Origin of the sequence: Pleomorphovibrio marinus, from assembly GCF_003347495.1 — a bacterium.
Classification (GTDB): domain Bacteria; phylum Bacteroidota; class Bacteroidia; order Cytophagales; family Cyclobacteriaceae; genus Pleomorphovibrio; species Pleomorphovibrio marinus.
Map to the genome: position 1 here is coordinate 218,362 of NZ_QCXY01000003.1, position 25,079 is coordinate 243,440.

Annotated in this window: 20 protein-coding genes; 11 read left to right on the forward strand and 9 right to left on the reverse strand. The window is 45.6% G+C overall.

Going from position 1 to position 25,079, the window contains the following annotated elements; genetic code table 11:
- The first annotated feature begins 69 nt into the window (after nucleotides 1-69).
- The gene (gene ftsZ / locus DB520_RS10090; protein ID WP_114749598.1) at nucleotides 70-1,659 is read left to right on the forward strand and encodes a cell division protein FtsZ; all 1,590 of its coding nucleotides are present in this window, start codon (nucleotides 70-72) and stop codon (nucleotides 1,657-1,659) included.
- A 78-nt stretch (nucleotides 1,660-1,737) separates the two neighbouring features.
- Here the strand turns inward: ftsZ and DB520_RS10095 are convergent, their stop codons facing one another.
- Nucleotides 1,738-2,262: an NADPH-dependent FMN reductase gene (locus DB520_RS10095; RefSeq protein WP_114749599.1), complete on the reverse strand. Its 525-nt coding sequence runs from the start codon at nucleotides 2,260-2,262 to the stop codon at nucleotides 1,738-1,740.
- A 236-nt stretch (nucleotides 2,263-2,498) separates the two neighbouring features.
- On the opposite strand from DB520_RS10095, the gene DB520_RS10105 reads away from it, so the two are divergent.
- The 4 genes from DB520_RS10105 (at nucleotide 2,499) to DB520_RS10120 (ending at nucleotide 6,351) form a co-directional block, all read left to right on the forward strand.
- A complete protein-coding gene (locus tag DB520_RS10105; protein WP_114749601.1) occupies nucleotides 2,499-3,335 on the forward strand; it encodes a purine-nucleoside phosphorylase in 837 nt (278 codons plus the stop codon).
- 87 nt (nucleotides 3,336-3,422) lie between these two features.
- Entirely contained in the window at nucleotides 3,423-4,598 is a 1,176-nt protein-coding gene (locus DB520_RS10110) for an FG-GAP repeat domain-containing protein (protein WP_114749872.1), read from the forward strand.
- A 22-nt stretch (nucleotides 4,599-4,620) separates the two neighbouring features.
- On the forward strand, nucleotides 4,621-5,667 hold the full coding sequence (locus tag DB520_RS10115) for a DUF3500 domain-containing protein (RefSeq protein WP_114749602.1): 1,047 nt from the start codon (nucleotides 4,621-4,623) through the stop codon (nucleotides 5,665-5,667).
- 24 nt (nucleotides 5,668-5,691) lie between these two features.
- Nucleotides 5,692-6,351, forward strand: a complete 660-nt coding sequence (locus DB520_RS10120; protein ID WP_114749603.1) for a hypothetical protein — start codon at nucleotides 5,692-5,694, stop codon at nucleotides 6,349-6,351.
- Between the two features lie 271 nt (nucleotides 6,352-6,622).
- On the opposite strand, the gene DB520_RS26585 is transcribed toward DB520_RS10120, so the two are convergent.
- From DB520_RS26585 to DB520_RS10140, 5 genes are all read right to left on the reverse strand, one after another.
- Nucleotides 6,623-6,796: a hypothetical protein gene (locus DB520_RS26585; RefSeq protein ID WP_157972006.1), complete on the reverse strand. Its 174-nt coding sequence runs from the start codon at nucleotides 6,794-6,796 to the stop codon at nucleotides 6,623-6,625.
- A gap of 462 nt (nucleotides 6,797-7,258) precedes the next feature.
- Complete coding sequence (locus DB520_RS10125) at nucleotides 7,259-7,822, reverse strand: ORF6N domain-containing protein (RefSeq protein WP_114749604.1); 564 nt, start codon at nucleotides 7,820-7,822, stop codon at nucleotides 7,259-7,261.
- Nucleotides 7,823-9,290: 1,468 nt separating this feature from the next.
- Entirely contained in the window at nucleotides 9,291-9,854 is a 564-nt protein-coding gene (locus tag DB520_RS10130) for a hypothetical protein (protein WP_114749605.1), read from the reverse strand.
- Nucleotides 9,855-9,991: 137 nt separating this feature from the next.
- Nucleotides 9,992-10,294, reverse strand: a complete 303-nt coding sequence (locus tag DB520_RS10135) for a type II toxin-antitoxin system RelE/ParE family toxin (protein WP_114749606.1) — start codon at nucleotides 10,292-10,294, stop codon at nucleotides 9,992-9,994.
- Entirely contained in the window at nucleotides 10,291-10,512 is a 222-nt protein-coding gene (locus DB520_RS10140) for an addiction module protein (protein ID WP_114749607.1), read from the reverse strand. Before DB520_RS10140 ends, DB520_RS10135 begins: the two co-directional genes overlap by 4 nt.
- Before the next feature lie 529 nt (nucleotides 10,513-11,041).
- Here DB520_RS10140 and DB520_RS10145 point away from each other — a divergent pair.
- The 5 genes from DB520_RS10145 to araD1 all read left to right on the forward strand — a co-directional run bounded on the left by DB520_RS10145 (nucleotide 11,042) and on the right by araD1 (nucleotide 16,483).
- Nucleotides 11,042-12,955, forward strand: a complete 1,914-nt coding sequence (locus tag DB520_RS10145) for a M14 family metallopeptidase (protein ID WP_114749608.1) — start codon at nucleotides 11,042-11,044, stop codon at nucleotides 12,953-12,955.
- A 292-nt stretch (nucleotides 12,956-13,247) separates the two neighbouring features.
- Nucleotides 13,248-14,177, forward strand: coding sequence for an amidohydrolase family protein (locus DB520_RS10150; protein WP_157972007.1), 930 nt, complete (start codon nucleotides 13,248-13,250; stop codon nucleotides 14,175-14,177).
- Between the two features lie 201 nt (nucleotides 14,178-14,378).
- On the forward strand, nucleotides 14,379-14,519 hold the full coding sequence (locus DB520_RS26590; RefSeq protein ID WP_157972008.1) for a hypothetical protein: 141 nt from the start codon (nucleotides 14,379-14,381) through the stop codon (nucleotides 14,517-14,519).
- A 29-nt stretch (nucleotides 14,520-14,548) separates the two neighbouring features.
- Nucleotides 14,549-15,409 (forward strand): hypothetical protein, encoded by an 861-nt coding sequence (locus tag DB520_RS10155; RefSeq protein ID WP_114749610.1) that lies wholly within the window; start codon nucleotides 14,549-14,551, stop codon nucleotides 15,407-15,409.
- A gap of 111 nt (nucleotides 15,410-15,520) precedes the next feature.
- Entirely contained in the window at nucleotides 15,521-16,483 is a 963-nt protein-coding gene (gene araD1, locus DB520_RS10160; protein WP_114749611.1) for an AraD1 family protein, read from the forward strand.
- 129 nt (nucleotides 16,484-16,612) lie between these two features.
- Here araD1 and DB520_RS10165 read toward each other — a convergent pair whose 3' ends face one another.
- Nucleotides 16,613-18,382, reverse strand: coding sequence for an arylsulfatase (locus DB520_RS10165; RefSeq protein ID WP_114749873.1), 1,770 nt, complete (start codon nucleotides 18,380-18,382; stop codon nucleotides 16,613-16,615).
- Between the two features lie 556 nt (nucleotides 18,383-18,938).
- Between DB520_RS10165 and DB520_RS10170 the strand changes: the two genes are divergently transcribed.
- Nucleotides 18,939-21,122, forward strand: coding sequence for an alpha-amylase family protein (locus tag DB520_RS10170; RefSeq protein WP_114749612.1), 2,184 nt, complete (start codon nucleotides 18,939-18,941; stop codon nucleotides 21,120-21,122).
- Nucleotides 21,123-21,440: 318 nt separating this feature from the next.
- Here the strand turns inward: DB520_RS10170 and DB520_RS10180 are convergent, their stop codons facing one another.
- Both DB520_RS10180 and DB520_RS10185 read right to left on the reverse strand, forming a co-directional pair.
- On the reverse strand, nucleotides 21,441-23,615 hold the full coding sequence (locus DB520_RS10180; protein ID WP_114749613.1) for a glycoside hydrolase family 31 protein: 2,175 nt from the start codon (nucleotides 23,613-23,615) through the stop codon (nucleotides 21,441-21,443).
- A 144-nt stretch (nucleotides 23,616-23,759) separates the two neighbouring features.
- Nucleotides 23,760-24,770 (reverse strand): cellulase family glycosylhydrolase, encoded by a 1,011-nt coding sequence (locus tag DB520_RS10185; protein WP_157972009.1) that lies wholly within the window; start codon nucleotides 24,768-24,770, stop codon nucleotides 23,760-23,762.
- Nucleotides 24,771-25,079: the final 309 nt, after the last annotated feature.

Consider the following 25,079-nt stretch of genomic DNA (forward strand, 5'->3'; position numbering starts at 1 on the left):
TATCCATTCCATAGCACCAAAATAATTGAAATACATTCACCAATTCGAGGAAAATAAAAGTCAGAAAAAATGAAAGATTATCAATTTGACATCCCTAAAAACCACAAATCCATCATCAAAGTGATCGGTGTGGGAGGAGGTGGTTCCAATGCCGTGAACCATATGTTTAACCAAGGCATCAAAGACGTGGAGTTCGTTGTGGTCAACACAGATGCCCAAGCTTTAAAAAGCAGCCCAGTACCACTGAAGCTGCAAATAGGCACTACCCTTACCGAAGGACTGGGGGCAGGAGCCAACCCTGAAAAAGGAAAACATGCCGCCTTAGAAAGCAAGGAGGAAATCAGGGACCTATTGGCCGACAATACCCGGATGGTGTTTATCACCGCAGGGATGGGAGGCGGCACCGGCACTGGTGCAGCTCCGGTAATAGCCAAAATCGCCAAGGACATGGATATCCTTACCGTGGGTATTGTCACTGCACCTTTTGTCTTTGAAGGGCGCAAAAAAATGCTTGCTGCACAGAACGGAATAGACACCTTGAGGGCCAACTGTGACACTGTCTTGGTGATCCTCAATGACAAATTGAGAGACATATATGGAAATCTACCCATAAGGCAAGCCTTCGGAAAGGCCGATAACATCCTTACTACCGCAGCCAAATCCATCGCCGAAATCATTACCGTACACCAAGAAGTGAACGTGGATTTTGAAGATGTGAAAACAGTAATGAAGGATGCTGGTGCAGCAGTAATGGGCTCTGCCACAGAAGAAGGAAAGGAAAGAGCCATCAAGGCGGCAGAAAATGCCATCTCCTCTCCCCTTCTCAACAATGTGGATATCAAAGGAGCTCAGAAAATTTTGCTGTCCATCATGTCGGGAGAGGAAGAGGAACTCTCCATGGACGAACTCAGCGAAATTACCGAATATATCCAGGAGCGATCCGGGGACATGGCCGATGTGATTTTTGGTCAGGGCATTGACCCAGATCTTAAAAAGGGTATCAGGGTGACTGTCATTGCAACGGGATTTGAGGAAGATTCCATTACCGAAAAACATGAGATCATTTCCAAAAAGGAAAATGAGGATACCAAAAAGGTGATAGACCTGGAGTCCGGAAAAACTTCTAAAGTGGATCCCGAGGAAGAGGCAAAGGCAGGCCAAACCTTTACCTTTACTGTACATCCTCCAAAAAAGCCGGAAAGCAATACTATCTCTCAAGATACTCCTGAAACTGAAAAACCAACAATTCCAGAGGTACCAGCTTCCTCCCAGGAGGAGGCCGAGGAGGAGTTTATCTTTGAAAAGCCTGAACCAAAACCAGAGCCTAGAAAGGTACTTACCCTCTTTGACAAGCCCGAAGAAAATCCACGGAAAGAAGAAGAAAAAACAACCTATGGGCAAAGCGATTATTATGAAGAAATAAAGGCCAAGGCCATGCGAAGGGCACACGAACGCTTTGAGAAATTAAGGCAAAAGCGATCCATCCATCAAACCCCTGAGGAATTCAAGGAAAAGCTGGAAGTCCCTGCCTACCAGCGGAAGAACGTGAAGCTCCAGGATATAGCTCACAGTTCTGAGAGAAACCTATCCAAGTTTAACCTGAACGACGAGAACGAAATCATCAGCAACAACAGGTTTCTCCATGACAATGTGGACTGAGTAGTGTCCAAAAAAAAATTACATGTATCCCCTGCCTGACCTCCTCAGATTAAGTGAGGGGGAAGGAAAGGCTAACCCTTAAAAATCAATTAAAAGCTGTGCTTGTTCCTTCAGTAAGTCCAGGTATAACCTGTTGGTGAGCAGGTCTTCTGACATATTTTCCTCGATCTTTGCCAGTCTTGGCTTGAAGGCAAGCACATGCATTCCCAAATAATTAAAAATATCGGTAAGGTGACTCATGGCAATAGCCCCACCCCCTATCCCCGATGAAAGACCTACCAAAGCGCATTTTTTGGCCCTAAAGCTATTGGGGTAGGTCATTCCATCAATAAAGGATTTTAGTATTCCAGGAAAGGAACCATTGTACTCAGGCACAATAAACACAAATTTCTTCCCTGTCTTTACTTGGTCGTGGATAACATTGAAGTCCAAATTCTTTCCGTTGAATTCGTAAAGTGCGGTGAACACAAAATCATCCGGCAACTCATTCAGGTTAATGATCTCGGAGGTTTCACCTAGGGACTTTAATATTTCCTGGTAAATATTGGCGATTTTTTCGGAGTTGGCATTTATGCGGTTTGTACCTATAATAATTTTGATCATGAAGGATGTTTTCAGATTTTTATATCTTCATAAATACAATGGTAACCCCAATTAAGTTTCTGCAAAAAGAACATATTTATAGGTGTATGGTCATTACTCAAAATTCTGACATGATTACGGGAAGGATACTAGAAACAAATCGAGGGATTATTTTCATATTATCCGAGATTCTCCAGAAACAATCCTACCTATCTGACGGCAGTCAGGTGTGACCGCTGAAAGACAATTATAAGCAAATGAATAAAGAACAACTCAACACGTATTCAGAGAAGATATCCCTTGCCCATCAGCACCTTTTAGCGGCCATCCCCTTCCCTCCCGAGGTAGGAATTATTCTTGGCACTGGTTTGGGAGGCCTCTTGGCTAATATTTCCATTTCCATGGAAGTAGATTATAGGGACATTCCCTTTTTCCCGGTTTCTACAGTAGAATCCCATGCAGGCACCCTGGTTTTTGGCACCTTGGGAAATAAAAAGATCGTGGCTATGAAAGGGCGGTTTCATTATTACGAAGGCTACAATATGAAAGAGGTCACTTTTCCGGTTCGGGTTATGAAAAAATTGGGGATTTCCCATCTTTTTATTTCCAATGCGGCTGGGGGGTTGCATCCCGATTTCAAAGTGGGGCAAAGTATGATTATCAATGACCATATTGACCTCTTCCCAGAAAATCCCTTAAGGGGAGCCAACTTAGAAGATTTTGGGCCACGATTTCCCGACATGAGCGAACCCTATGACGAACTCCTAATACAGAAAGCCCTTGACATCGCCAAGGATGAAAACATCCACACGGCTGTAGGAGTTTATGCAGGCTTACAGGGTCCTAACCTTGAAACCAAGGCTGAATACAAGTACCTAGGAAAAATTGGGGCAGATGCCGTAGGTATGAGTACGGTTCCAGAGGTAATCGTTGCAAGACATATGAACCTTCCTGTGTTCGCCATTTCGGCGATAACCGATCTTTGCGCGCCTGGAAAAATTAAGAAAATTACCATTTCAGAAGTTCTCCAAGCTGCTGCCATGGCTGAACCAGGTATGACGACCATCCTCCGAAAACTCATTGAGAGCCTGTAGAAAACTCTAAACTTCAATTTATTGAAGTAATTTCCATCCATGCCCGAAATTGCTTATATTTATCCTCTACCCAAAAACCTTGAAACTATGCATGCATTCTTGTTTTTTATTCTTCTCTTTCTTTTACCCTCAAATGATCCCCCAAAAAACCCTATTTTCGAAGAACAGGTCCTAGATGACCAAGTAGCCATAGGGTATGGACTTGCCATCGGTGATGTGGATGGGGATGGGAAACCCGATATACTCTTGGTGGATAAAAAGGAATTCGTTTGGTATAGAAACGGTGACTGGAAAAGGTTTGTGATGGTAAAAGACCTTACCGAATATGATAATGTGTGCATAGCTGCCCGGGACATCACGGGAGATGGTAAAGTGGAAGTGGCAGTAGGTGCCCAATGGAACCCCGGTGAAACATCCGACATGGCAAAATCCGGATCCGTGCATTACCTACAAAGACCAGAAGACCCCACCCAACTCTGGACCCCCATTGCTTTGCCACATGAACCCACGGTACATAGAATGGCCTGGGCAAAGACTGGAGATGGAAAAAAACATCACCTTATCATGGTTCCTTTGCACGGTAGGGGAAATAAGGGAGGAGAAGGCGATGGGGTCAATATTATTGCCTATGAGATGCCAGATAACCCCGAGACACCTTGGAAAACCATGGTTATAGACCAATCCATGCACATGACCCATAACCTGGACGTCTATGAAGAGGGAAATGGAGAAGCCGTTTACATAGGTGGAAAAGAAGGGGTAAAAGTGCTCACCTACCAAAATGGAGAATGGAAGCCCCGTCCTCAAGGTGCTTGGTTAGTTGAAGGGCATGGTTTTGGAGAACTCCGAATTGGCAAGAACAATATTGGGAAAAGATTTTTGACCGGCATTGAGCCCATTCACGGCAACTTGCTGACCACCTATATGCCAAAGGGAGAAAACTTTACAAAAGGGGAACTTGAGCGACAGGTGCTCTCCGACCAACTTAAGCAGGGACATGGTTTAGCCACAGCGGACCTATTGGAGCAGGGGACTGATCAAATTGTGGTAGGCTGGAGGGACCCCAATGATGCCGGCGAACTTGGCGTTCAGCTATATAGTCCCCAAGGTGATGGAAATTGGGAAAAAGTATGGATAGACGAAAACGGCATGGCCTGTGAGGACTTGAAAGTGGCAGATTTAGATGGGGATGGAAAGCCGGACATCATTGCGGCAGGTAGGGAAACCAATAACCTTAAGATCTATTGGAATAAAAGCAATTAACACCCCGAAAATCCAGATAGCCATGAAGCAACACTGTATTTTATGGAGCATATGCCTCCTGTTTGCCTTTCCCTTACTAGGGCAGGACTTATCCCAACGGGCCGGGGAGTTTCTAAATTCCCTGTCTTCTGAAATTAAGGAAAAAGCTACTTTTCCTTTCGATCATTCAGAGCGCTTCAATTGGCATTTTATTCCCAGAGATAGGAAAGGCGCCAACTTTCATGATTTTAATGAAAAGCAGCGTAAAGCGGCTCTTCGCTTATTAAAAGCTTCCATGGGTGATCCTGGTGTAGAAAAAACGGAGGCCATATTTGAGCTGGAAAAGGTGTTGCGGGTTGTGGAAGACCGACCGGCCAACGACAGGTACAGAGATCCTGAAAACTATTATTTTTCAATATTCGGGGATCCATCAAGCGACAAACCTTGGGGATGGAGGCTGGAAGGACATCACGTTTCCTTGAATTTTTCCTCTGCAAATAATAAAATCATTTCCTCCACGCCCACGTTTTTGGGAAGTAACCCCGCAATTGTCCCAGGTCATGTGGATTTACATACCGGTATGCAGGTATTGGTAAAAGAGACCAATGGAGGTTTCGAACTCCTTCATTCCTTGGACAAAGGTCAATTGGAACTGGCCATTTATGATGACAAGGCACCGTATGACATCATCACCGGAAATGACCGTAAGGTCTCCTTGCTCAGCCCCAAGGGAATATCCTATACCCAGCTTAGCCCTGATCAACAGCGGAAACTATTGGAGCTGCTGGGAGTTTATCTAGCAAATTACTCAAAGGAAATAGAGAATAATATGTGGGAAAAGATAAAGCAAGACGGATACGAGAGTTTACATTTTGCATGGGCCGGGAGCACAAAAAATGCCATCGGTGAACCCCATTATTACCGCATACAATGTCCTTCCTTACTTATCGAATACGACAACGTACAAAACAATGCCAACCATGTACATACAGTGGTGAGGGATCTCAGCAATGATTTCGGTGAAGATGTGCTGCGGAATCATTACACTTTCGGACACTCACATAAAAAACGCAATCAAACTAGTGAATAACCTTTACCAAACCACTCTCCTATAATGAAGAAGAACAACCTTATTATCCTACTTCCGCTGCTACTTTTCATGAGCTGCGAGCAACCTGGTTCATCCCTAAATGACAGCCTTCCCCACAAAGTGGCTAAGGCATATGGTATTGAAAAAATGGAAGATGTACGAGAAATGGCCTATACTTGGAACGTACGGCGGGACAGTGTGACGGTTCTAAGCCGAAACTGGAAATGGAACCTGGAAAAAGGGGAGGTTGCCTATGCAGGGCCTGATACCACTGCTACTTACATTCTGACAGAAAAAACAGAGGCTCACAATAGCCTGGACCAAAAGTTCATCAATGATAAATATTGGTTGATCTTCCCTTTCCAGTTGGTTTGGGATACAGGGTATAGCTACGAGGAGGTTGCGGATCAATCCAGCCCCATTCAAGGGATTCCCACCACCAAACTGATCATCCGCTACAATGAAGAGGACGGCTACACCCCCGGCGATGCCTATGACCTCTACATCGATGAGGACTATATGATTAAGGAGTGGGTGTTTAGACGAGGAGACGGGCCGGAAGGAAGGGCAATGACCTGGGAAAATGAAAAGGAGTTCGACGGGATCAAAATAGCCATGGACCATAAAAATGAGGAGGGGGAAAAAGTGTTGTGGTTTACGGATGTGAATGTAGTGAAGAAGTGATTGGATCGGTAAATATCCATTACCAGCTCCATCCGAAAGTGGTCTGAATTAGGTAGTCGGTCTGTCGCCCCCCTACCATCTTTCGAAATCGCCCCCGGACTTCGTTTCGAAGCCTTTGATCCTTGAGGGATTATTTATACAGTTATTGCCGTTTCAGTGTCCTCTGCCTGGAAGAACAGATGTTGATCAGTTCTATTTGCCCCTTCCGCGGCCTGATACGGTAGGTTAAAATGGTGTGCCTGTTGATCGGCCCTCTGTGGTGGACATGTTTTTACTTTTTCGTGCCCGCCAACATTTCGGTATACTTGCCGAGCAACTCAAAAAATTCATGGGACTGACGGACAAAGTCCCGGATTTCCTTTTCTGTAAAATGGGTTTCCAAGTACTCGATAACCCTGGCGTAACCTGTTTGGGCACGCCTGGTCCAAACGATTTCTAGAGCCATTTCTTATACTTCTGCATGGCCTCCTTATAGGGGACCACCTCACCCCTGTCCGCCTGGGCAAGGCCCTCTTCTATTTCGGTCCGCTCTTCCGCACTGATTCCGTCCCACCAGTCTACTTCATTTCTTTTTGATGAACAAATAAAAAGGATTATGACTTCGAGGGAGGTTAGGAATATTAGGGTGTAGTGGGAAATGTGAACCTTTGTGGGGTCTTGCTCCGATTGGCCGAAAGATTAATCCACAGATCGGTTTTCGTGACCTACCCAACCTAGGGTCATACATCATAAATGTATAGTTGTATGAGTTTCTCCTATCCTTAATCTCATCATCCATCTCCTGTCCCTGGAACCCGTAACGGTAGGCGTCTGCACAACATTTTCAGGTGTTTTTCAAGCTTCCCTTCACAACTTTAAAGAACGTTTTTGTTTCCCAATACACAGCCTCCAAGATAGTGTAATATCATCAAGACTGTTTCTTGTTGCCGGGCTTAAAACCTATTTGATCCCGGGGCTCTACCGCAGGGTTTAAAAGCTGTTTTAGGTACTGGAAGATGAGCTGTATGTCTTCTTCTTGTTTGTCCTGACGATGATCTTGCTTTAACAGGTTTTTTTCCAGTTGTTCAAGCTTTAATAATATGTCTTTATTGTTCTGGAGCATTTCGCGTATTTTTGTAAACACACGGATGATCTGGATATTTACCTGGATTGCGGTTTCACTGTTCAATACACAGGATAACATAGTTACCCCTTGCTCTGTAAAACAAAATGGCACATAGCGGAGCCCCTGAAGGTCTCCTTTGGAGGACGCAAATTGCGTCCTCCAATTTTCGAGTTCCTCCTTGGTCATTTCAAACATAAAATCTTCCGGGAACCTGCTGATATTGCGCCTTACCGCTTCCTTTAACCGTTTAGTCTCTACTCCGTAAAGCTCTGCCAGGTCTCTGTCAAGCATTACTTTGTGGCCTCTTACCATATATATTTTACTGGTAATTACTTCCTCTGGTAAGAGAGATTGCCCTTTGCCCATAATTGCTGATTAAAATTCTAAAGGTATATTTTTGTCTGATAGGGTGATGGCATGGCAATTTCAGGGCTTCTACATTCGCTTGCTTTTACTTTTTCGTTGTACTTGGATATTTGTAGCCGGCAGAAATATGGACTATCCAACTTTAAGTTCATCCAACCACTTTGAATGTTAAAAAAACAGGCATCTCCTGATCTCTGATTTGGTAAGCCTCTCCCATAGCTAAAAATAGGATATCCGCACAGAAATTACAAATGAATACAGGGAGATCAATGGACAAAGGAATGGATGGTTTTGATGCCTTTTTTAAACCTCAGCCAGACAGCGTTCAAACTTTGGACAATTGTTTTCTAAGAGGTTCTTTTGCAAACCATTGCAAATGGCATAAAGAGGATTACAACTTCCAGGGAGCGTAGGAATATTAGGATGTAGTGGATAGTCAAGTAGGCAAGCGGAATTTCACCCCAAGCCTCTCACAGAACCGTACGTGAAACTCTCGCTTCATACGGCTCTTGTCATACGAATTATATCCAATTGTAAAAATATCTGGAAAATAAGTCATGTTTTAACTTAAAATAGCCAGTCTGAGAGGCATAGTTAACAAGGCCGAGTCGGGAACTACCGTAGATCGACTGCTCCTTTAACTCGTTGTCTTTATAAACAGCCATAACGTTACCGCTAGCATCCCTTACATAGATAGTTGTACACTACCTGTAATCTTTGCTATCCCCTCCCCTGCAGCCTGGCCCCTCCCTAAAACAGTCCACAGGACTGTTTCTTTACGGTCGGTCTTCAGAGGCATCATAGCGGAAGCTAACCTCGATATTATCGTCTTTGACAACCTTCCTGACTTTTCCGTACGGTGTCCATTCAATATTGGTAATACCTTCCTCTATATCACTGACTCTCCCGCACGGCCTGGCTCCTCGCTAAAACAGTCCACCGGACTGTTTTTTAACGCTCGGCCCTCAATCTCATCCTAGGTATAGTTTTCTGTAGCTGAACCATCTACGTTCTTGAGTTTGTTGCTCTCTTCGTAGTAGCTGTATGTCAAATCATCCTGGAGAGACGTGTTCTCCCTTCGTCTTTGTAAAGCTAACAAATTTTCGTTATCGTCGTAGCTATAGTCCGCATCATAGTTGTCGTCGGGGTTGTTTCTCGATAGCCCGTTCTGGTCAAAGGTACTCAGGCTCCTGGCTCGGACTATCCGGTGGAGCTACGTGACCGTACGCCATTGCATCCTCTGTTTTCTTTACCGATCCGGAAGGACGGATGTGGGGAAAATATCACTCAATCCCGTTTTCTGGTGTTATCCAAGTTTAAGGAGACTGACATGGATAACACCTTATCCTTAACCAACTCGCGCATCGCTATTAGGGAGGTTTATATTATTATGTCATGAAAAACAACCCTGCTACCCGATGCTTTCAACTTCCGATATAGATTTTGATTATACTCAAACGTTGTAAAGCTAAATGTAATCAACACTAATCCCTTTAACTTGAATTATTTCAACTATTTCAAAATCAATTTTAAAATTTGATGATGGTGAAGATATGATATGGGTATATTGTCTTATTTCTTTGATAAAAGATTGGGCATCTTCAACACATGAAAACAAATAATTATTATTGAGTTTTTTTATGTATGTTTCGTATAATCTTTCGAAACCTCCACCTTTGTTTCTTAACCAATAATGAATCATTGAAGACTCATTGCTTGCGATAACCTCATAACCAAGGCTATCAAACAATATATTTTCAGGTATATCTTCTAATGTACTTTTTATAAGTATTAGCTCAAAAGGTTCAGTTGACAATTTTGTGAAAACACTGGTTATTTCGAGCATGTCAGATACTGGCATCTGTTTACTATCGGATGAAAGGAGTGACACATACAAGTTTTCTAAAAAATCAATTTTGGACTCTTCCTTGAATTTAGATTCAGGGATTTCATTTCTGCAAATTCCTCGATAAGTATCGCTTATATTAAACTCTTCCCTTTTAAAGGGAAGCCCTAGTATTTTGTATTCCATAAACTTTAATCTAAGATTGGAATATGAGCCTGACCTTTATCTCCGACATTCAGGTCAAACGGAATAGACGGAAAAAAGCGGATCCGTGATCCCGAGGGTAGGGGCATCGGACGAGGGAGTCTATGGGAGCGAGGGGGTCATCTCTTGTTTTTCCAGACCCTTGGGTCCCTGCTGGTGTGCGTGACGGCAAAAACAACAATCAATCTGTCCGGTTCCTCTATCCTGTAATGGACCTGGTAGGGGAAGCTGTCCACCAAAATGTTTCTTACATCCCGGTAGCTAACCTGACAATGCAGCGGATACTTCCGGATATAAACAAGTCTTGATTTCAAAGATTCATAAAACCGCCTACCCAATCCCAGCTTTTCTTCATTGTACCATTCCATGATTTCCTTGATGTCCAAACGGGCTTCCGGTAGCAGCTTTATCCTATAGCTCATAGATCCTTTTCAAGCTCTTTCATCACGTCATCCCAGTCCAACGCTTTGCCAGGGTCTTTTTCATAGGAAGCTATCCGCTCATCCAACAGTGCTTTGTGGGTCTCACTTAACCCTTCCTCCTGTCGGTGTTTGAAAGCCTGCAGCTGTTCCAGGATTGTCCGGTCCTGTAGCTCCGTGAGCCAGCGTATAAGGTCGACTTTAATTGTTTGGATATCCATTCTTATCAATTTATATGTTCCATAAAGTTAACGGTTTTTATTTCAAAAAATGGACGAGGGCACCAAAACCTTTCGTTAAACGGCATTGAAAACTACAACCAGAATTTTAAGACTTAACAGGCTTTTGTGAAATCCTAAAGTATAAACAAAATAACCTTTACTTTATTCTAATGCCCCATAAACCGAAAAATCCTCATTAGCATCGTAGCTGTAGTCCGCATCATATTTGTGATTGGGGTTGTTTCTTGATAGCCCGTTCTACTCAAAGGTACTCAGGATTCTCGCCCGGACTATCTGGTGAAGCGGTCGTAGCTGTACACCATACCCTGCATAAAAAGGTAGGATGAAGATGGTTAAAAGGGGTTTCTAGCTAATATGAACATCGTTAATTCCCAGTCTTCCCTACCTAAATGCCAGGGACTTTACCCCCCCCATTCTTTCAAATCTCAAAAAAAAACAAAGATGGATAACAAATTTTTAATAGTTTGCCAGTCCAAATCAAATCCATTATCCACCACTACTACCACATATGAACTACCAACTCTTTCTATTTCTTCCAATTCTGGTTTCCTTTCAGCTTTTCTCCCAAGAGTACCCAAGGCTTGACGAAAAGGCTTGGCCAGAGAAGGATACCAGCCAACTCTTCTACACCGTAAAAGGGGAACGGCACGGAATCTCCTTTTTTAAAAAGCATCAATTCCCGGAAGTGGAATATGAACCGGGAGAAACCCTAACCTTTGACATTTACCACACCCCTGAGGTGATGTATCACTGGTACCAAAAGTGGTCGGAGCAATACCCCGAAATCGTGGATCTGTACCAAGTAGCCACCTCCTATGAAGGAAGGCCCATCCTGCAGGTGACCCTTACCAATAAATCAACCGGAAAACACACGGACAAATCGGCAGCCTATTTCGAGGGAGGAAGGCACGGGGGAGAAGTGACGGCCAGCGAAGCAGTGCTCTGGCTCACCAAACACCTGCTGGAAAATTATGGCAAAGACCCCGAAATTACTGCATTAATTGACACCAAAACCATCTACCTCAGGCCCCAAAACAACCCGGACGGCAGTACCATGTACCTCTACACTGCACAACGAAACAGAAGTACAGTACGGCCCTATGACGTTGATCAAGATGGATTAATGGATGAGGATCCGGAGGAAGACCTTAATGGGGATGGCATCATTCACCAAATGCGGAAAAAAGCAATCACAGAAGAGGATAAAGAAAAAGCCAATTATGTACTGGACCCCAGGGACGATTCTGGAAGATTGATGAAAAGGGTATTGGATGGCAAGGGCGACTACCTCGTATGCACGGAGGGCATAGACAATGATGGCGATGGCAAATACAACGAGGACGGCATTGGAGGCCTTGACTTGCACCGCAACTATCCCGAAAACTGGAGGCCAGATCAGGGAGGCGATGCCACCGAAAGGGGATTCACCCAATTCGGAGCCGGTACACACCCACTCAGTGAAATCGAAACCCGGTCAACGGTACTTTGGTTGCTTTCCCATCCCAATATTTCAGTGGTCAACTCCTTGGATACCCGCGTTCCCATGCACCTACGGCCACCCTCCACTTCTACCTCCGAAGAATCCATGTTTGAAAAGGACAGGTTGCTGTACGAACACTATGACAGCCTGGGGCAAAGCATAACCGGGTACCCCTGGGCCGGGGATGTGTACGAAACCTATATGACCCGGTACAAAACCAACCGCCTCACCGGAGATCCCCTCAAGCCTATGCCCCTCTTTGGGCACGGCCCGGACTTTGGCTATTTTTACTATGGGGCCATCTGGTATGGGGATGAGCTCTGGAACAACGGAGCCATGAAGGATTACGATGGGGATGGTATCTACGACGACTACGATGCGTTGAGATGGGACGACGAAGAAAACAACAGCGAAGGTTTCAAAGAATGGGAGAAGTTTGACCATCCCCAGTTGGGAGAGGTGGAAATCGGAGGTTTTCACCCCAAATTTTTCTCCCAGAATGGCCCTCCCTGGCAATTGGAGCGCTGGATCCGAAACCAGTCCCTTTTTAATTTGGCCATGGCCATGGACCTGCCCCAAGTCGAACTCCTGGATGTGCAACATGAAAAGGAAGGGGAGTTGCACCGTTTAAAAATTCAATGGACAAATTCAGGAAAACTACCCGTCGCATTGGAACAGGCCAAGCGGGTAAAAATTGTGCAAGAAGACCGCGTGATGCTGGAAATTGACAAGGAACTGACCAAAGGCCACGAAGATGCCAAGGTGAAAATTGTAACCCCTGAACTGCATGACAAAACCATATTTGCCGGATACACGGAGCCGGGGGAGGTCAAAGAGGCATTGTTTGAGCTTCAGGTAAATTCGGACGAAGCTGTGGAGGTGAAAGTAAAGTTGCTATCTACCAGAGGGGGGTATAAGGAAAAAACCATTACGCTGGAATAAAGACAGCTGAATGAGGGGGAATTGCCATTCCTTAGTTTTCCTAGCTTTTGGATAAGGGAATAGCTTTGGGGTTTAATTTCTACAATCATGACTTCAGTCTTTGGCAAAGGCCTAGATCCTTTTCCAAAGTTTATAGCCTTTGCACTCCCATTTTGCTTGGAAATTGAGAAATTTCTATCTTTAAGAAGTTGGAATATCGATTTGTAAAAAAGTTTTCTACCGATGTAAAAAACTAAAAACTCCCACACCCCCCTATTTCTAAATGCTACATAACCCAATTAAACCGAGCCAAATGATAAATGGAATCGACCGGCGCGCCTGCCTGGGGATCCTTGGTAGTTCTATTGCTAGCCTAGCGTTCACCTCTAGTGTGGGGACAGTAGGTGCTACCAAAGAAACGCCCATCGTAGATTCCCATTTACACTGTTTTGACGGACCTGACAGTCAAGAGTTCCCTTATCATCCCCGAGCCCCTTATGAGCCAACTTCCGCTGCCACCCCGGAACACCTGCTGAAGTGCATGAATGGGGCTGGGGTCAAATACGCCATTGTGGTACACCCGGAACCCTACCAGGACGACCACCGCTATTTAGACCATTGTTTGGAAGTCGGTGGGGGCCGGTTGAAGGGGACTTGCCTCTTTTTCGCCGATAGACCTGAGTCGCTGGCAGCCATGCCCTCATTTTTGAAAGAGCGAGAAGGGCAGATTGTCGCGTCCAGGGTACATGCTTATGCCGCTGATCGTCTGCCCCCTTTTGGGAAGCCGGAACTTCATCAATGGTGGCGTAGCGTAGCCGATGCCGGGGTGGCTGTGCAGTTGCATTTTGAACCCCGCTACGCTCCTGGCTTCGAGCCCTACATTAAGGAATTCTCCGACACCACCGTGATCATCGACCATCTAGGGCGTCCATTTCAGGGAACCCCTGAGGAACATGAAAAGGTTATAAAATGGGCCGACTTACCCAATACGGTGATGAAGCTTGCCGCAATCCCTTCCCAGGACAGTTATCCGCACCGTAAGATTGGGCCGGTCATCCGGCAATTAACTGATGCCTGGGGTGCAGACCGAATGATCTATGGGGGTGGCTTCAATGCAGGGGCGACGCCAAACTCCTACCGCAGTTACCGGGAGGATTTGTTGGGATACCTTTCGCACCTCTCATCCCGGGAAAAGGCTGAGATACTTGGTGGCACCGCCGCACGGTTGTTTGGCTGGAGCTAAGCTATTGTCATGGTCTTCATAAACCAAGGAGACGGATTCCACTGCCTCAGTTAAATCGCTGCCAGCCCTGCATAGAACTGGTGATCAAATTCGATTTATCCAACTGCATCCTTTACGCTAGGGAAAGATTTGCGTTTGTTTGAGCCACAAGAATTGGCTATATTTAAACATAAGAGCTAACAAATTGAAAAATAAACTCTTATGTCAAAAATACACCTAATCTATGAAGCGGATGCGCAGCCAGTAATTCCTGCCTTGGAAGATGTGATGGGTGAATTGAAGCGATCCAGAAACATCCAAGACTATAATGTGCTAGGGGTTTTTCCAACCTTACCCAACTGATAGGATCCAATGATATAATACTAATCCTTTTGAGTAAGGACATTGAGGAAAAACTGGAAGATATCATTTCCGTGTTTGAGAATTTACGACACCGTAAACCCAACCTTCAAGTAATTGGACTTAAAGTGGATGAGATAGCAGGCTCTTTTCCCTATTTCCTTCTCCCCACAGACTTACTTCCCATCAGGGATAGACACTCCCCCTCTCTTTGGAACACCATCCGGGATGAACTCACCAGAAAGCTTCCAGCCAAAAGGCGCTTACACCCGGTAATACTCTTGAGCATGGTCTTATTGGCACTTTTGGGCTTGTTTTTTCTTGTACTTCCCCATTTTCAATGGGAAGAGGAAGAGGCTGCCAGTGAGGTCGTTATTGAGGTTCCCATAGAAGATGAAGAGGCTATTGCGGATCCCGGTGTTCCTGAAAAAGGATTGGAGAATGAGGACTGCCTCGATGTGTTTGTTGGGGAATTGAGCATAAAGGAAGAAAGTAATGGATTTATCCTGATGAACCGCAATGCTAGAATGTCCAGTTTTAGGACAAGGAATGCGGCAGAACAGGCCATTAGTCTTCTTAGACAGCTTAAAATTGACAAAATTTGCTATGTGGGAAGACCTGATCCAAGCCTCAGGTACCTGCTTTCAAATGGCCAGATCCCTTCACATTCCACTTTGGACGAAGATTGCATAAGTTTTAGCTCCCCGGATAACTTGGTGGCAAGGGAGGTGTCCGGGGGGAGGTACCAAATCAGTGATGGAAGAAGCCTGCTTTTTATGACAGACAGCAAGGAAGAGGGTGAACGGGTTATCGAAGTAATCCAGCATTACAGAGCCCGGCAGATCTGTTATGTGGAAAGGCCAAATCCTGGATTATCTTATTTGAAGAGATAAATTTGCTGAAAGGGAAAACTGATTCATTTGTCTTTTAAGCTTTCCTGTACTAACTTTTGGCTTTCTATTGAAATACTTTCCAATTTTATCACACTATAAATCCAGATAGCCTTGAGAATTGTACAGTTTGCAACTAAAGACAATTCCACTCATGTGGGATTGGTAGATGGGGATCAGTTACGCGTGTTAAAGGAGGTGAATAGTACCTATGCATTGACCCAACGGGTATTTGAATCAGGGAAAAGCCTAAAGGAACTGGTAGAAACGCTTGTGGGTAATGAAACCGTAAGCTATGACCCCCTGATACAAAACAAGCAGGTTTTGTTACCACTGGAGCACCCCGATCCCTACCGATCCTGGATCACCGGCACTGGGCTCACCCATTTGGGATCTGCGGCCTCCCGTGACGAAATGCACCAAAAACTGAAAGGCAGCGACCCCGATGAGCTAACGGATTCCATGAAGATGTTCCAGATGGGGTTGGAGGACGGAAAGATGGTCAATGGGGATCCTGGGGTGCAGCCGGAGTGGTTTTACAAGGGAAACGGACTTTCGGTGGTGCCATCGGGGCACGCATTAGTTTCCCCTCCTTTTGCTTTGGATGCCGGCGAAGAGCCGGAGTTGGCTGGTCTCTATGTGATAGACCCGGATGGAGAGCCATTTAGGGTGGGTTTTGCGATTGGGAATGAGTTTTCAGACCATAAAATGGAAAAAATCAATTACCTGTATCTGGCGCACTCTAAGTTGAGGGCCAGTGCCTATGGTCCTGAACTACTGATTAGCGAACTTCCTGATCACTTGGTAGGCTTAAGTTCCATTAAACGAGGGAACAAGGTGGTATGGGAGAAGGAGTTTTTGACAGGAAACGCCAATATGAGCCACAATATCGCCAACCTAGAGCATCATCATTTCAAATACGACATGTTCCGACAACCGGGGGACGTGCATGTTCACTATTTCGGAACGTCCGTGGCCAGCTTTGCAGACGGTATTGAGGTGCAGGATGGAGACAGGTTCGAAATCTCCATACCCGAATTGGGGAAGCCTTTGGTAAATCCGCTGAAGCAATTGTAGAAAAGGAATACTGGTTGGATTGAAGAAATGATTCTGGCCTAACTGCCGCTTAACCGTTGGAAATTACGAATGATCCCAAAAACCTTTCGCTAACATTTTCTTATCCTACGAAACGTGAAAAAGCTGGAATCATGGCAATTTCCTGATTTCTACCCAAAGTGGAAAAATATATCTGCCTGCAATTTCAAAATGAGGGATAAGATCGGTTTCCATGTCCGGTAGGTATACCTCCTTCATTTCCAGGATATCCGAATCCATTTCCATTTCTGAAGTTTGCAGGATAGTAGTATTGGTTTCCAGCAGCATTTTACCCTTTCCTTTTACCGGGCTGATAAATTTGAATTTCAGGTCATAGTGTCCCTCAATGATGTCAACTTTCCATAGCCCGTGCAGCTCCTCCTGGGTCCAAATTCCCCGCTGACCACCTGCATCATTTCGGTTGAGGAAAACAGGATTCTCCTCTTTGTTTCCAATGACGATCCGCTGTGGATTTTGCAAATGGGGGGAAGCAATGAGTTCTTTCAACATCCCATCCAACTCTTCCTTCATCTCTTTGGCCAGAGACAGGTGACCCTGCACGATGTTGCTTAACTCAAACTCATCTTCTCGGACATTATATAATTCAAAATCTTCCATATCAGCATTGTAACTTGTCCTTCCCACCAGTTTGTATGCGCCTTTTTGAAGGGCGATATTGTTGTACAGCTCCGGAAACCTTCTCGTCCAATAGAAAAACAGGGGCCTATCCTCGAATCCCAAAGCCTGTTTCCCCTTCAATAAGGGGAAAAAGCTTTTCCCGTCGATTTTTCGGTCATCGGGCAGTTGGGCCTGGCAGATATCTGCCAAGGTGGGCAATACATCAATATGGGCCAAAGCTGTTTCTACCTCCCCGTTTTCTTTTAGGTTTGCCGGCCACTTAATAAAGAAAGGCACTCTTACCCCTCCCCTAAATACATGGCTTTTCCTTCCCCGCATTCCGGCATTGTATCGAACCTGTTGGGGGCCATTATCGGTCATAAAAATAACTACCGTGTTTTCGGTTAATTCCAGTTCTTCCAGGTGTTTTAATAACCTGCCCACATTATCATCTATGTTGGTAACCATTCCATAAACCTTGCGGGCGTCCTCCTTGTCCTTTTCGCTCATTTCCGCAAAGGGCCTTTTATCGCCTTCAAACCCGGAGGAAGGGTCTATGTCCTTATATTTCTCATAATATTCCTCCGGTACTTGCAAGGGGGTATGCGGGGCATTGAATGACAGGTAGAGAAAAAAGGGATGATCACTGCTGTTTGCCATGAACTCCATGGCTTCGTCCGTGAAGATATCCGAGCAGTAGCCCTTATACGCTTGTTGTTCTCCATTTCTCCAAAGCACAGGATCGAAATAGCTGCTATCCATTTGGAAATAGGTGGTAAAATCACCCGGCTGCCCCATGCCTCCGGCAAGATGGATAAGGGATTCGTCAAAGCCTTGGTCCTGGGGTCTGGAGGGGTAATTGTCACCCAGGTGCCACTTGCCGAATATGCCTGTACGGTAACCTGCATCTTTCAGCATTTCGGCAATGGTCACCTCCTCTGGAGCCATGATAGCCCCTCCGTTGTACGTGTCTCGCACGCCAGTACGCAGTGAATACCTGCCTGTCATCAGGCTGGACCGGGTTGGGGCACACACCGGTGAAACATAAAACTGGTCCAGTCGAATGCTCTCCCTGGCCAATTGATCAAGCACTGGGGTGTGGATATGTGGATTTCCGTGATATCCCAGGTCACCGTAGCCCTGGTCATCGGTTATGATAAGAATCACGTTAGGGGGACTTTGGGCCAAAACATTGGGGAGTTGCAAAAAAACCAAAGTCGCTATTGCAAATGGAAAAACGATAGTTTTAGAATAATCAATCATAGTTATTGGGTCCAAAGTTGTGGATTCAAGATAGTAAAATTTCAAATATGGTTGATTTTTTTGAACCATATAAGGCATATGAGGCCATATAAGTGGTATTGTGTTCCTCAGCAGTTCATTGGTTCGATATGATACTTGTAACCTCCCTCTCAATAAAACCTTATATGTTCTTATATGTCTTATATGGTTAATTTTTTTTGAACCATATAAGGCATATGAGGTCATATAAAGGCGCACCGACGAAAGAGCGGCACTTTCCCCTGACCCTTCTTTGGATTTGAGGAAGTTATTATTGTTCCCCTCTAATCAAAACCTTAAATGTCCTCATTTCCTTATTTGATTAACGTTTTTTGAACCATATAAGGCATATGAGGTCATATAAAGGGGCACCGACGAAAGAGTGGCATTTTCCCCTGACCCTTTTTTAAATTTGAGGAAGTTATTATTGTTCCCCTCTAATCAAAACCTTAAATGTTCTTATATGTCTTATATGGTTAACTTTTCGCATATAATTTTTTAACTTACCCCAGTTACCCAAAATAACCATTTACCGGAAATGAAAAGAAGAAAATTTATTCAAGCCAGCACTTTACTAGGTGGGGGAGCAATGCTAGGGGATATCTCCATGGCCATGGCCTCCACCTATTCCTCTCCAACTACTGATCTCCATAACCTCCCTTGGTACAACAAAACCATGCGATGGGCACAGTTGGCCTTTGTGGAAAGCGACCCGGGCAACTATGATCCTGATTTTTGGCTCGCCTATTTTAAACGGATTCATGCAGATGGAGCCTTGCTGAGCGCAGGGGGAGTGGTGGCCTTTTATCCTACACAAATTCCCCTGCACCACAGAAGTGATTGGTTGGGAGATGAGGACACCCTAGGGTATTTGATGGAAGGATGCCGGAAACTCGGCATGACAGTCATCCTGAGAACTGACCCCCATGCAGCAAGACAGGAGGTGGTAGATGCCCACCCGGATTGGATTGCGGTGACCGATGAGGGGGAAAAACGCCAGCATTGGGCCAATCCTGAACTGTACGTAACCTGTGCCCTAGGCCCCTATAATTTTGAGTTTATGACTCAAGTGCACAATGAGATTATGGAAAAGTATAGGCCAGAGGCCATCTTCTCCAACCGATGGGCAGGTCATGGTACCTGCTACTGTGAACACTGCCAACGTAACTTCCGGGAGTTTTCTGGCCTAGACCTGCCTACTACCAATGACCGCCTTGACCCTGTGGTGCAGGCCTATAATTCCTGGAGGGTCGAAAGGCTCCGGGAGCTTTGGTTCCTATGGGATGAGCAAATCCGTGCCAAAAAACCAGAGGCCAGGTACATCCCAAATGGATTTCCGGACAAGCTTATGACAGGTGAGCATTCCGACTTCTTTTTTGCGGACCAACAGGCGCGAAGAGGGGTAATCCCTCCCTGGTCAAATGGGAAGCATGCCAAGGAGTTGAGGGCCACGATGGGGATGAAAACCCAGGTGGGGATTTTTAGCGTGGGCTTGGAGGAGCAATACCGGTGGAAAGATTCCGTGCAAAGTGATGCAGAAATCAGCATATGGGTGGCAGAGGGCACGGCAAACGGCATTCTACCCTGTTTTGTGAAATTCGGTGGGGTGATTTTCGACAAGCGATGGATGGATGGGGTGGCCGGCCTCTACCAGCGGTACCACAAAATGGAAAAGTACCTCAAAAACACCGCACCCATTGCCAGAGTGGGAATGGTATATTCTGAGCAAACCATGAGGAAGTATGGTGGGGAACCCTGGCAGCAAAACATCCAGGACCACGCCCTTGGCATGTACCATGCACTGGTGGAGGACCGGATGCCTTTCGAAATGGTCAATGATCGCCTCCTGGATGAAAAGCACCTGGAACCGTTTAAGTTGCTTATTCTACCCAATATTGCCGCACTTTCTGACGCTCAATGCCAGCAACTGGAGCAATTTGTAAAAAAGGGAGGCAGTATAATAGCAACCTTTGAGACTTCCCTATATGATGAGGAGGGCAACAAACGGGAAGAGCTGGGTTTATCCGAACTCTTAGGTGTAGCTGTGGAGGGGAGTGTGGAAGGCCCCATGCAAAACAGTTACCTTCGCCTGCAAGCTGAAGAAAACAATGCATATCATCCTGTGCTGGAGGGGTTGGAAGATGCGAACAGGATTATCAACGCCATTCACAGATTGAAGGTACAACCCAAAGAAAATTTCCCCAACCCCGTTACCCTAATCCCTACCTATCCCGATTTGCCTATGGAAGATGTATATCCTCGTGTGGCTGAAACGGATATTAGGGAACTTTATGTAAGACAGGTGGGAGAAGGAAGGGTGGCCTATTTTCCCGGGGACTTGGACCGTACATTTTGGCAGATCATGAGCTTGGACCATGGGAAATTGCTGCGAAACACCATCCGATGGGCATTGGGGGAAGAACCGGTGGTTCGGGTAAAAGGTACTGGGCTATTGGACACCACGGTATGGCGTCAAGAGGATTCCATGACCGTACACCTTGTAAACCTTACCAACCCCATGATGATGAAGGGCCCGATGCGGGAACTGATTCCACTTGGGGAACAGAATGTTTCTATTCAATTGCCAAATGGGAAAAAACCCAAAAATATAAAGCTACTGGTAAGCGGAAAGACAGTGAACTACAAGGAAAACGGGGATAGGATAAGCCTAATTGTGCCATCCATTTTAGATCATGAGGTGGTGGGGGTAGATTTTGTGTAGAAGTTAAATTGGGATTTCGTGCCAGAAAATATCGGTAATCACAACCAAATGAGATAATATCATTTTACCATTGTGAATTTCCCCAAAAAAATGTTTCCGATTATGGGTACAAATCGTGATGAAATAGGCGCCCTTCCATCCATAATCCTACCATTGTGCGCGGGCGGTTTCGATGCGATATTAATTTTTATACCTATCCAAACTGGCAGTGTTTGGATTCTATACTAATTCAAGCAACAAAAAAATGCAATCCCCTCAATTTAATGTCATACAACCTCTTTAGCATCTTTTCGTCCATAAACCCTGATTTTATCCCTATCAACGGCCCATAAATTCCCAGGTTATCTTCCCCAAATTGTCCGGCTTGCCAGGTTGTGGCTCGGATACTGTGCCCTGATACTGCCCATCATCTCCGAGAAGAACCTTTATTTCCCTCCAGGAATAATCCCCATTTTCATAATCAAAGGTTTCTCCGTCATCATCATATAACCGATAGCTCCCCTCTTTCTTTCCGTAATGCCGGATAATCAAATCATATTTTTCCCCCGCCCCGGTCGCATGCAGGCTGGGCGTAGTCATGGGAATAATGCCCCCATCTTTTACAAAGACGGGGATCTGGGATAAGCCCGGCCTTACGATGATTTCCTCTCCATCTCCCATTAGCTCCCCGGAATAAAAATCATACCATTTACCCTCTGGGAGCACCACCTTTCTTTCCTCCTCGCCCTCGAACATCGGAGCCACTAAGAGATGTTCCCCGGCCATATATTGATCCTTGATTTCTTTTTTTACGGCCATCGCATAGGGGTTGGTTTCCAGGTCAGCCTCACTGTCCGACATGGTCAACTTTTGGTTGTCAAAGGAAAACCCTGCTTCCAGGTTCATCCCCCTAAATGGAGGCGTGCCTTCAAAATGGTATTTGGCAAATTCGGAATACCAATAGGGCATCATTTGCATGCGCAGCATGGCCATGGCCTTGACTTCCTCCTCGACCTCGGCAAAAGACCAGGGCTTGGTGCCACTGGCCCAGGCATTGATCATGGCCATGGGGGAAAACACTACCGTCTGTATCCTTCTCAGCCATTCCTCCGCATTTTTGGAAGCCCTGGCCTCTGGGGTCCAGAGTACGCCTGCATACCCACTGTTGATCAAAGCGGTGATAAAGTCCTGGTGATCGTAGTAATCGTTGTACAATACATAGGGAAAGGAGGTTCCTCCCCCATTGGAGGCCCTCACCAGGCCGAAGGTGCGCTGGTTTTGTCGGTGGAAAACGGCTGCACTTTGTTTTTGAACCAGCAGTCCATAAGTCTGCCTCATTTGTTCGGCTGAAATTCCAGAGGGAAATTTGGCCACATCCGGCCAAAGCCATTGGTCATACCCGTCCACTTCATCTACTTTATAGCCACTCACGCCTTTGGCCACATGCTCCTCTTCAAAAAAGCCCCAGAAGGTGTCCCTCGCCTCGGAGATGGTGAAATCCGGTACTATTCCCGCCCAAACGGTATGGGTGGCTGTATAGGGGAAAAGTTTTTCGTATAAAGGTGAATCCGGGGAAATATAGGGATTTACCCATAAGTTCACCCTAATGCCCTTATCCCGTAATGCTGCTATAAAGCCTTCAGGATCCGAAAATCGCCCGGGATCCCAAACGAAGGTGTTGGGGTAAGACTTGCTCTGCCAACCCGGCTCCAGCCCCACTACATCCAAGGGGAACCCCCTTTTTTCAAACTCCGCTACTTCCTCCATCACCTCCTCTGCCGAAAACAAGCGTGGGACACGCTGGCTAAATCCCAAGCCCCATCTTGGGGGCAGAGGCCCACCACCTGTAAAGAGATTATACCTACGTACTGCATCCAGAGGGGTAAGCCCCTCAAAAACATATACCTCTACTCCTTCTGTAGGTATCACCATCTCCACGGCATCTGAATACGGCCTAGCTGACCAATTGTCATCGGTATTTCTGTCTCTGGGTTCAGGAGCATTGGGGCTGTCCCTTCTCGACCCTGTACCGGCATATACATCTATATACCTGGCCGCGTTTACAAATACTCCATAACCTAGGGAAGACACATAAAAAGGAACAGGCGCATGGGTACGGCCATTATCTCTTCCACCGTAATGGTCTACGTGCAAGCGGAGAATATTGCCCCGTTGGTGAACCGTCTTGAAATTCAGCCCAAACCCAAAAAGTTGCTCCTCTCTTTCCAAAGGAAACCTGAGATGGGTTTGGCCATTTATAATTTCCCCTACTATTAATGAGGAATCCAAAGGAAATTTATCAGCAGATAGCATCTTCAGTCCCTCCAACTTGGGCAGGGCCTGCGAAGCTGTAAGCAGATCAAATGCATCAGGATGACCAATGATGGTTTTCCAGACGCCTGGCGCCTCCTCCACCCAAGAAGGTTGTTGGGCAAAGGCGGAAAAGTAAAAAGAGAGGCTAAAGAACAGTATCAGGATTGTCTTAACACCTTTACGGGTTTTGAAATGCAGCATTTGAATAATGGATAGAAGGCTTTTCGAGATTGTTTATATTCGTTAAAATTGTGAGGATTGGATTCAGGCCTATGAACCGAGGGTATTCTCTGCGCATATCTGCGCAATCAGCGGGAGATATGAGGAATAAATAAGAACGGCTCATCAGCGAACCCCAAGTTGTTGGATATACCTTTCTTTGTGTTTTAAAAGGGCAAACACCTCATCGTGATAGCTGCTGAATCCGGGTAGGGGTATGCCGTTTTCAGGAATAGGGTCAGTGCCGTAGCCAGTCTGGAACATGTCGTGATGATAGATCACATAGCCACCTTCCTTCCAGATATTATAGGTGTGTATGATATGGTCAGCCGCTAGTGTTGGGGTCTTGGGGCCTCCAAATTGAGGAGTGCCCTTTCGGGCGGGCTCATCGTCCACCACCGGCTTTTGGTATCTGCTAAGTAAATACCTTACCTCAGTAGCCGCGACTTCCCAGTGTCTGTGGTCTGACCTAGTGGTGTGGGGGGAAAGAAAATCCAGCGCGGCATTTTCCTGTGGGGAGCCCAATACCCCTGCGTAACCGGGCGAATTTGTCACCAGGCGCACAGGGTCTATGTCCCGGATGATTTTCACATAGTCCACCGTTCGGTAATCATGTTCGTTCCAGATCTGAAAAATCAGGTTGCGATGGGCTTTCAGTTCGTTGGCCATATGCTCCACAGCGCGTTCAGAAGCCCCATCTTCCAAAATAAGCCCTTCGTTCCAACTCTCCCTGGAAAACAAGACCAGTAGGATCACCGTGTCCGTTTCCAGGGCATCTTCCAATAGGGAGACTATTTTTTCCTTGATTTCCGGTTTTAAGCTGCCATCCCCATTATAGGGAGTTTGCCCTTTTCCGGCATCGATAAAGCCCCTCTCATTGTCCCATTGGCACCAGACCCTGATCACATTGATGCCGTGGTCTTGAAATTCCTTTAGGTATTCTTTTCTCTTTTCCGGGGAGGCATTAAAGGCCTCATTGTACAAGGCATTGAAAAAACTGATGCCCGTATATTCGAAATGTTTACCATTTCTAAAAAACTGGGTGCCTTTGATGGTGATGTCCTGTTGGGATTGGGCTGGGGTTGCGGAAATCAACATAGAGATGGCCAAATATAAAATGACTGGGTGATGATTCATATTTTGGGTTTTTTTATAAAAAAACGGGATTTTCAGGGAAAAGCAAAGGGGAATGGGGAATTTAAATCGTGATAACAAGGTCATAATGAGGCTGGCTTGATCCTTTGGAAAAGCTCAAGTGTGATTTTAATAATTTACATTTGATTAAGAAATTTATTTCAGGTTTCCTGTTTACGCCTGCTTGCGAGTATCCACGGGTGCAGCAATGCGATCACAAACACCATAGCACTGATAAATATCCCCCGGGAATACACTATATCTTCAGAAAAAATTTTTAATGCGGCAAATAAGATTACTCCAATAGACGAT

Excerpts from the sequence above, each read along its gene's own strand:
- DB520_RS10115 (WP_114749602.1), top strand. The coding sequence starts at position 4,621 with ATGAAGCAACACTGTATTTTATGGAGCATATGCCTCCTGTTTGCCTTT.
- DB520_RS10110 (WP_114749872.1), top strand. The coding sequence starts at position 3,423 with ATGCATGCATTCTTGTTTTTTATTCTTCTCTTTCTTTTACCCTCAAAT.
- DB520_RS10135 (WP_114749606.1), bottom strand. The coding sequence starts at position 10,294 with ATGAGCTATAGGATAAAGCTGCTACCGGAAGCCCGTTTGGACATCAAG.
- DB520_RS10145 (WP_114749608.1), top strand. The coding sequence starts at position 11,042 with ATGAACTACCAACTCTTTCTATTTCTTCCAATTCTGGTTTCCTTTCAG.
- DB520_RS10165 (WP_114749873.1), bottom strand. The coding sequence starts at position 18,382 with ATGATTGATTATTCTAAAACTATCGTTTTTCCATTTGCAATAGCGACT.
- DB520_RS26590 (WP_157972008.1), top strand. The coding sequence starts at position 14,379 with ATGTCAAAAATACACCTAATCTATGAAGCGGATGCGCAGCCAGTAATT.
- DB520_RS10120 (WP_114749603.1), top strand. The coding sequence starts at position 5,692 with ATGAAGAAGAACAACCTTATTATCCTACTTCCGCTGCTACTTTTCATG.
- DB520_RS10125 (WP_114749604.1), bottom strand. The coding sequence starts at position 7,822 with ATGGGCAAAGGGCAATCTCTCTTACCAGAGGAAGTAATTACCAGTAAA.
- DB520_RS10170 (WP_114749612.1), top strand. The coding sequence starts at position 18,939 with ATGAAAAGAAGAAAATTTATTCAAGCCAGCACTTTACTAGGTGGGGGA.
- DB520_RS10095 (WP_114749599.1), bottom strand. The coding sequence starts at position 2,262 with ATGATCAAAATTATTATAGGTACAAACCGCATAAATGCCAACTCCGAA.
- DB520_RS10150 (WP_157972007.1), top strand. The coding sequence starts at position 13,248 with ATGATAAATGGAATCGACCGGCGCGCCTGCCTGGGGATCCTTGGTAGT.
- DB520_RS10130 (WP_114749605.1), bottom strand. The coding sequence starts at position 9,854 with ATGGAATACAAAATACTAGGGCTTCCCTTTAAAAGGGAAGAGTTTAAT.
- DB520_RS10105 (WP_114749601.1), top strand. The coding sequence starts at position 2,499 with ATGAATAAAGAACAACTCAACACGTATTCAGAGAAGATATCCCTTGCC.
- DB520_RS10180 (WP_114749613.1), bottom strand. The coding sequence starts at position 23,615 with ATGCTGCATTTCAAAACCCGTAAAGGTGTTAAGACAATCCTGATACTG.
- ftsZ (WP_114749598.1), top strand. The coding sequence starts at position 70 with ATGAAAGATTATCAATTTGACATCCCTAAAAACCACAAATCCATCATC.
- DB520_RS10185 (WP_157972009.1), bottom strand. The coding sequence starts at position 24,770 with ATGAATCATCACCCAGTCATTTTATATTTGGCCATCTCTATGTTGATT.
- DB520_RS10140 (WP_114749607.1), bottom strand. The coding sequence starts at position 10,512 with ATGGATATCCAAACAATTAAAGTCGACCTTATACGCTGGCTCACGGAG.
- DB520_RS26585 (WP_157972006.1), bottom strand. The coding sequence starts at position 6,796 with ATGGCTCTAGAAATCGTTTGGACCAGGCGTGCCCAAACAGGTTACGCC.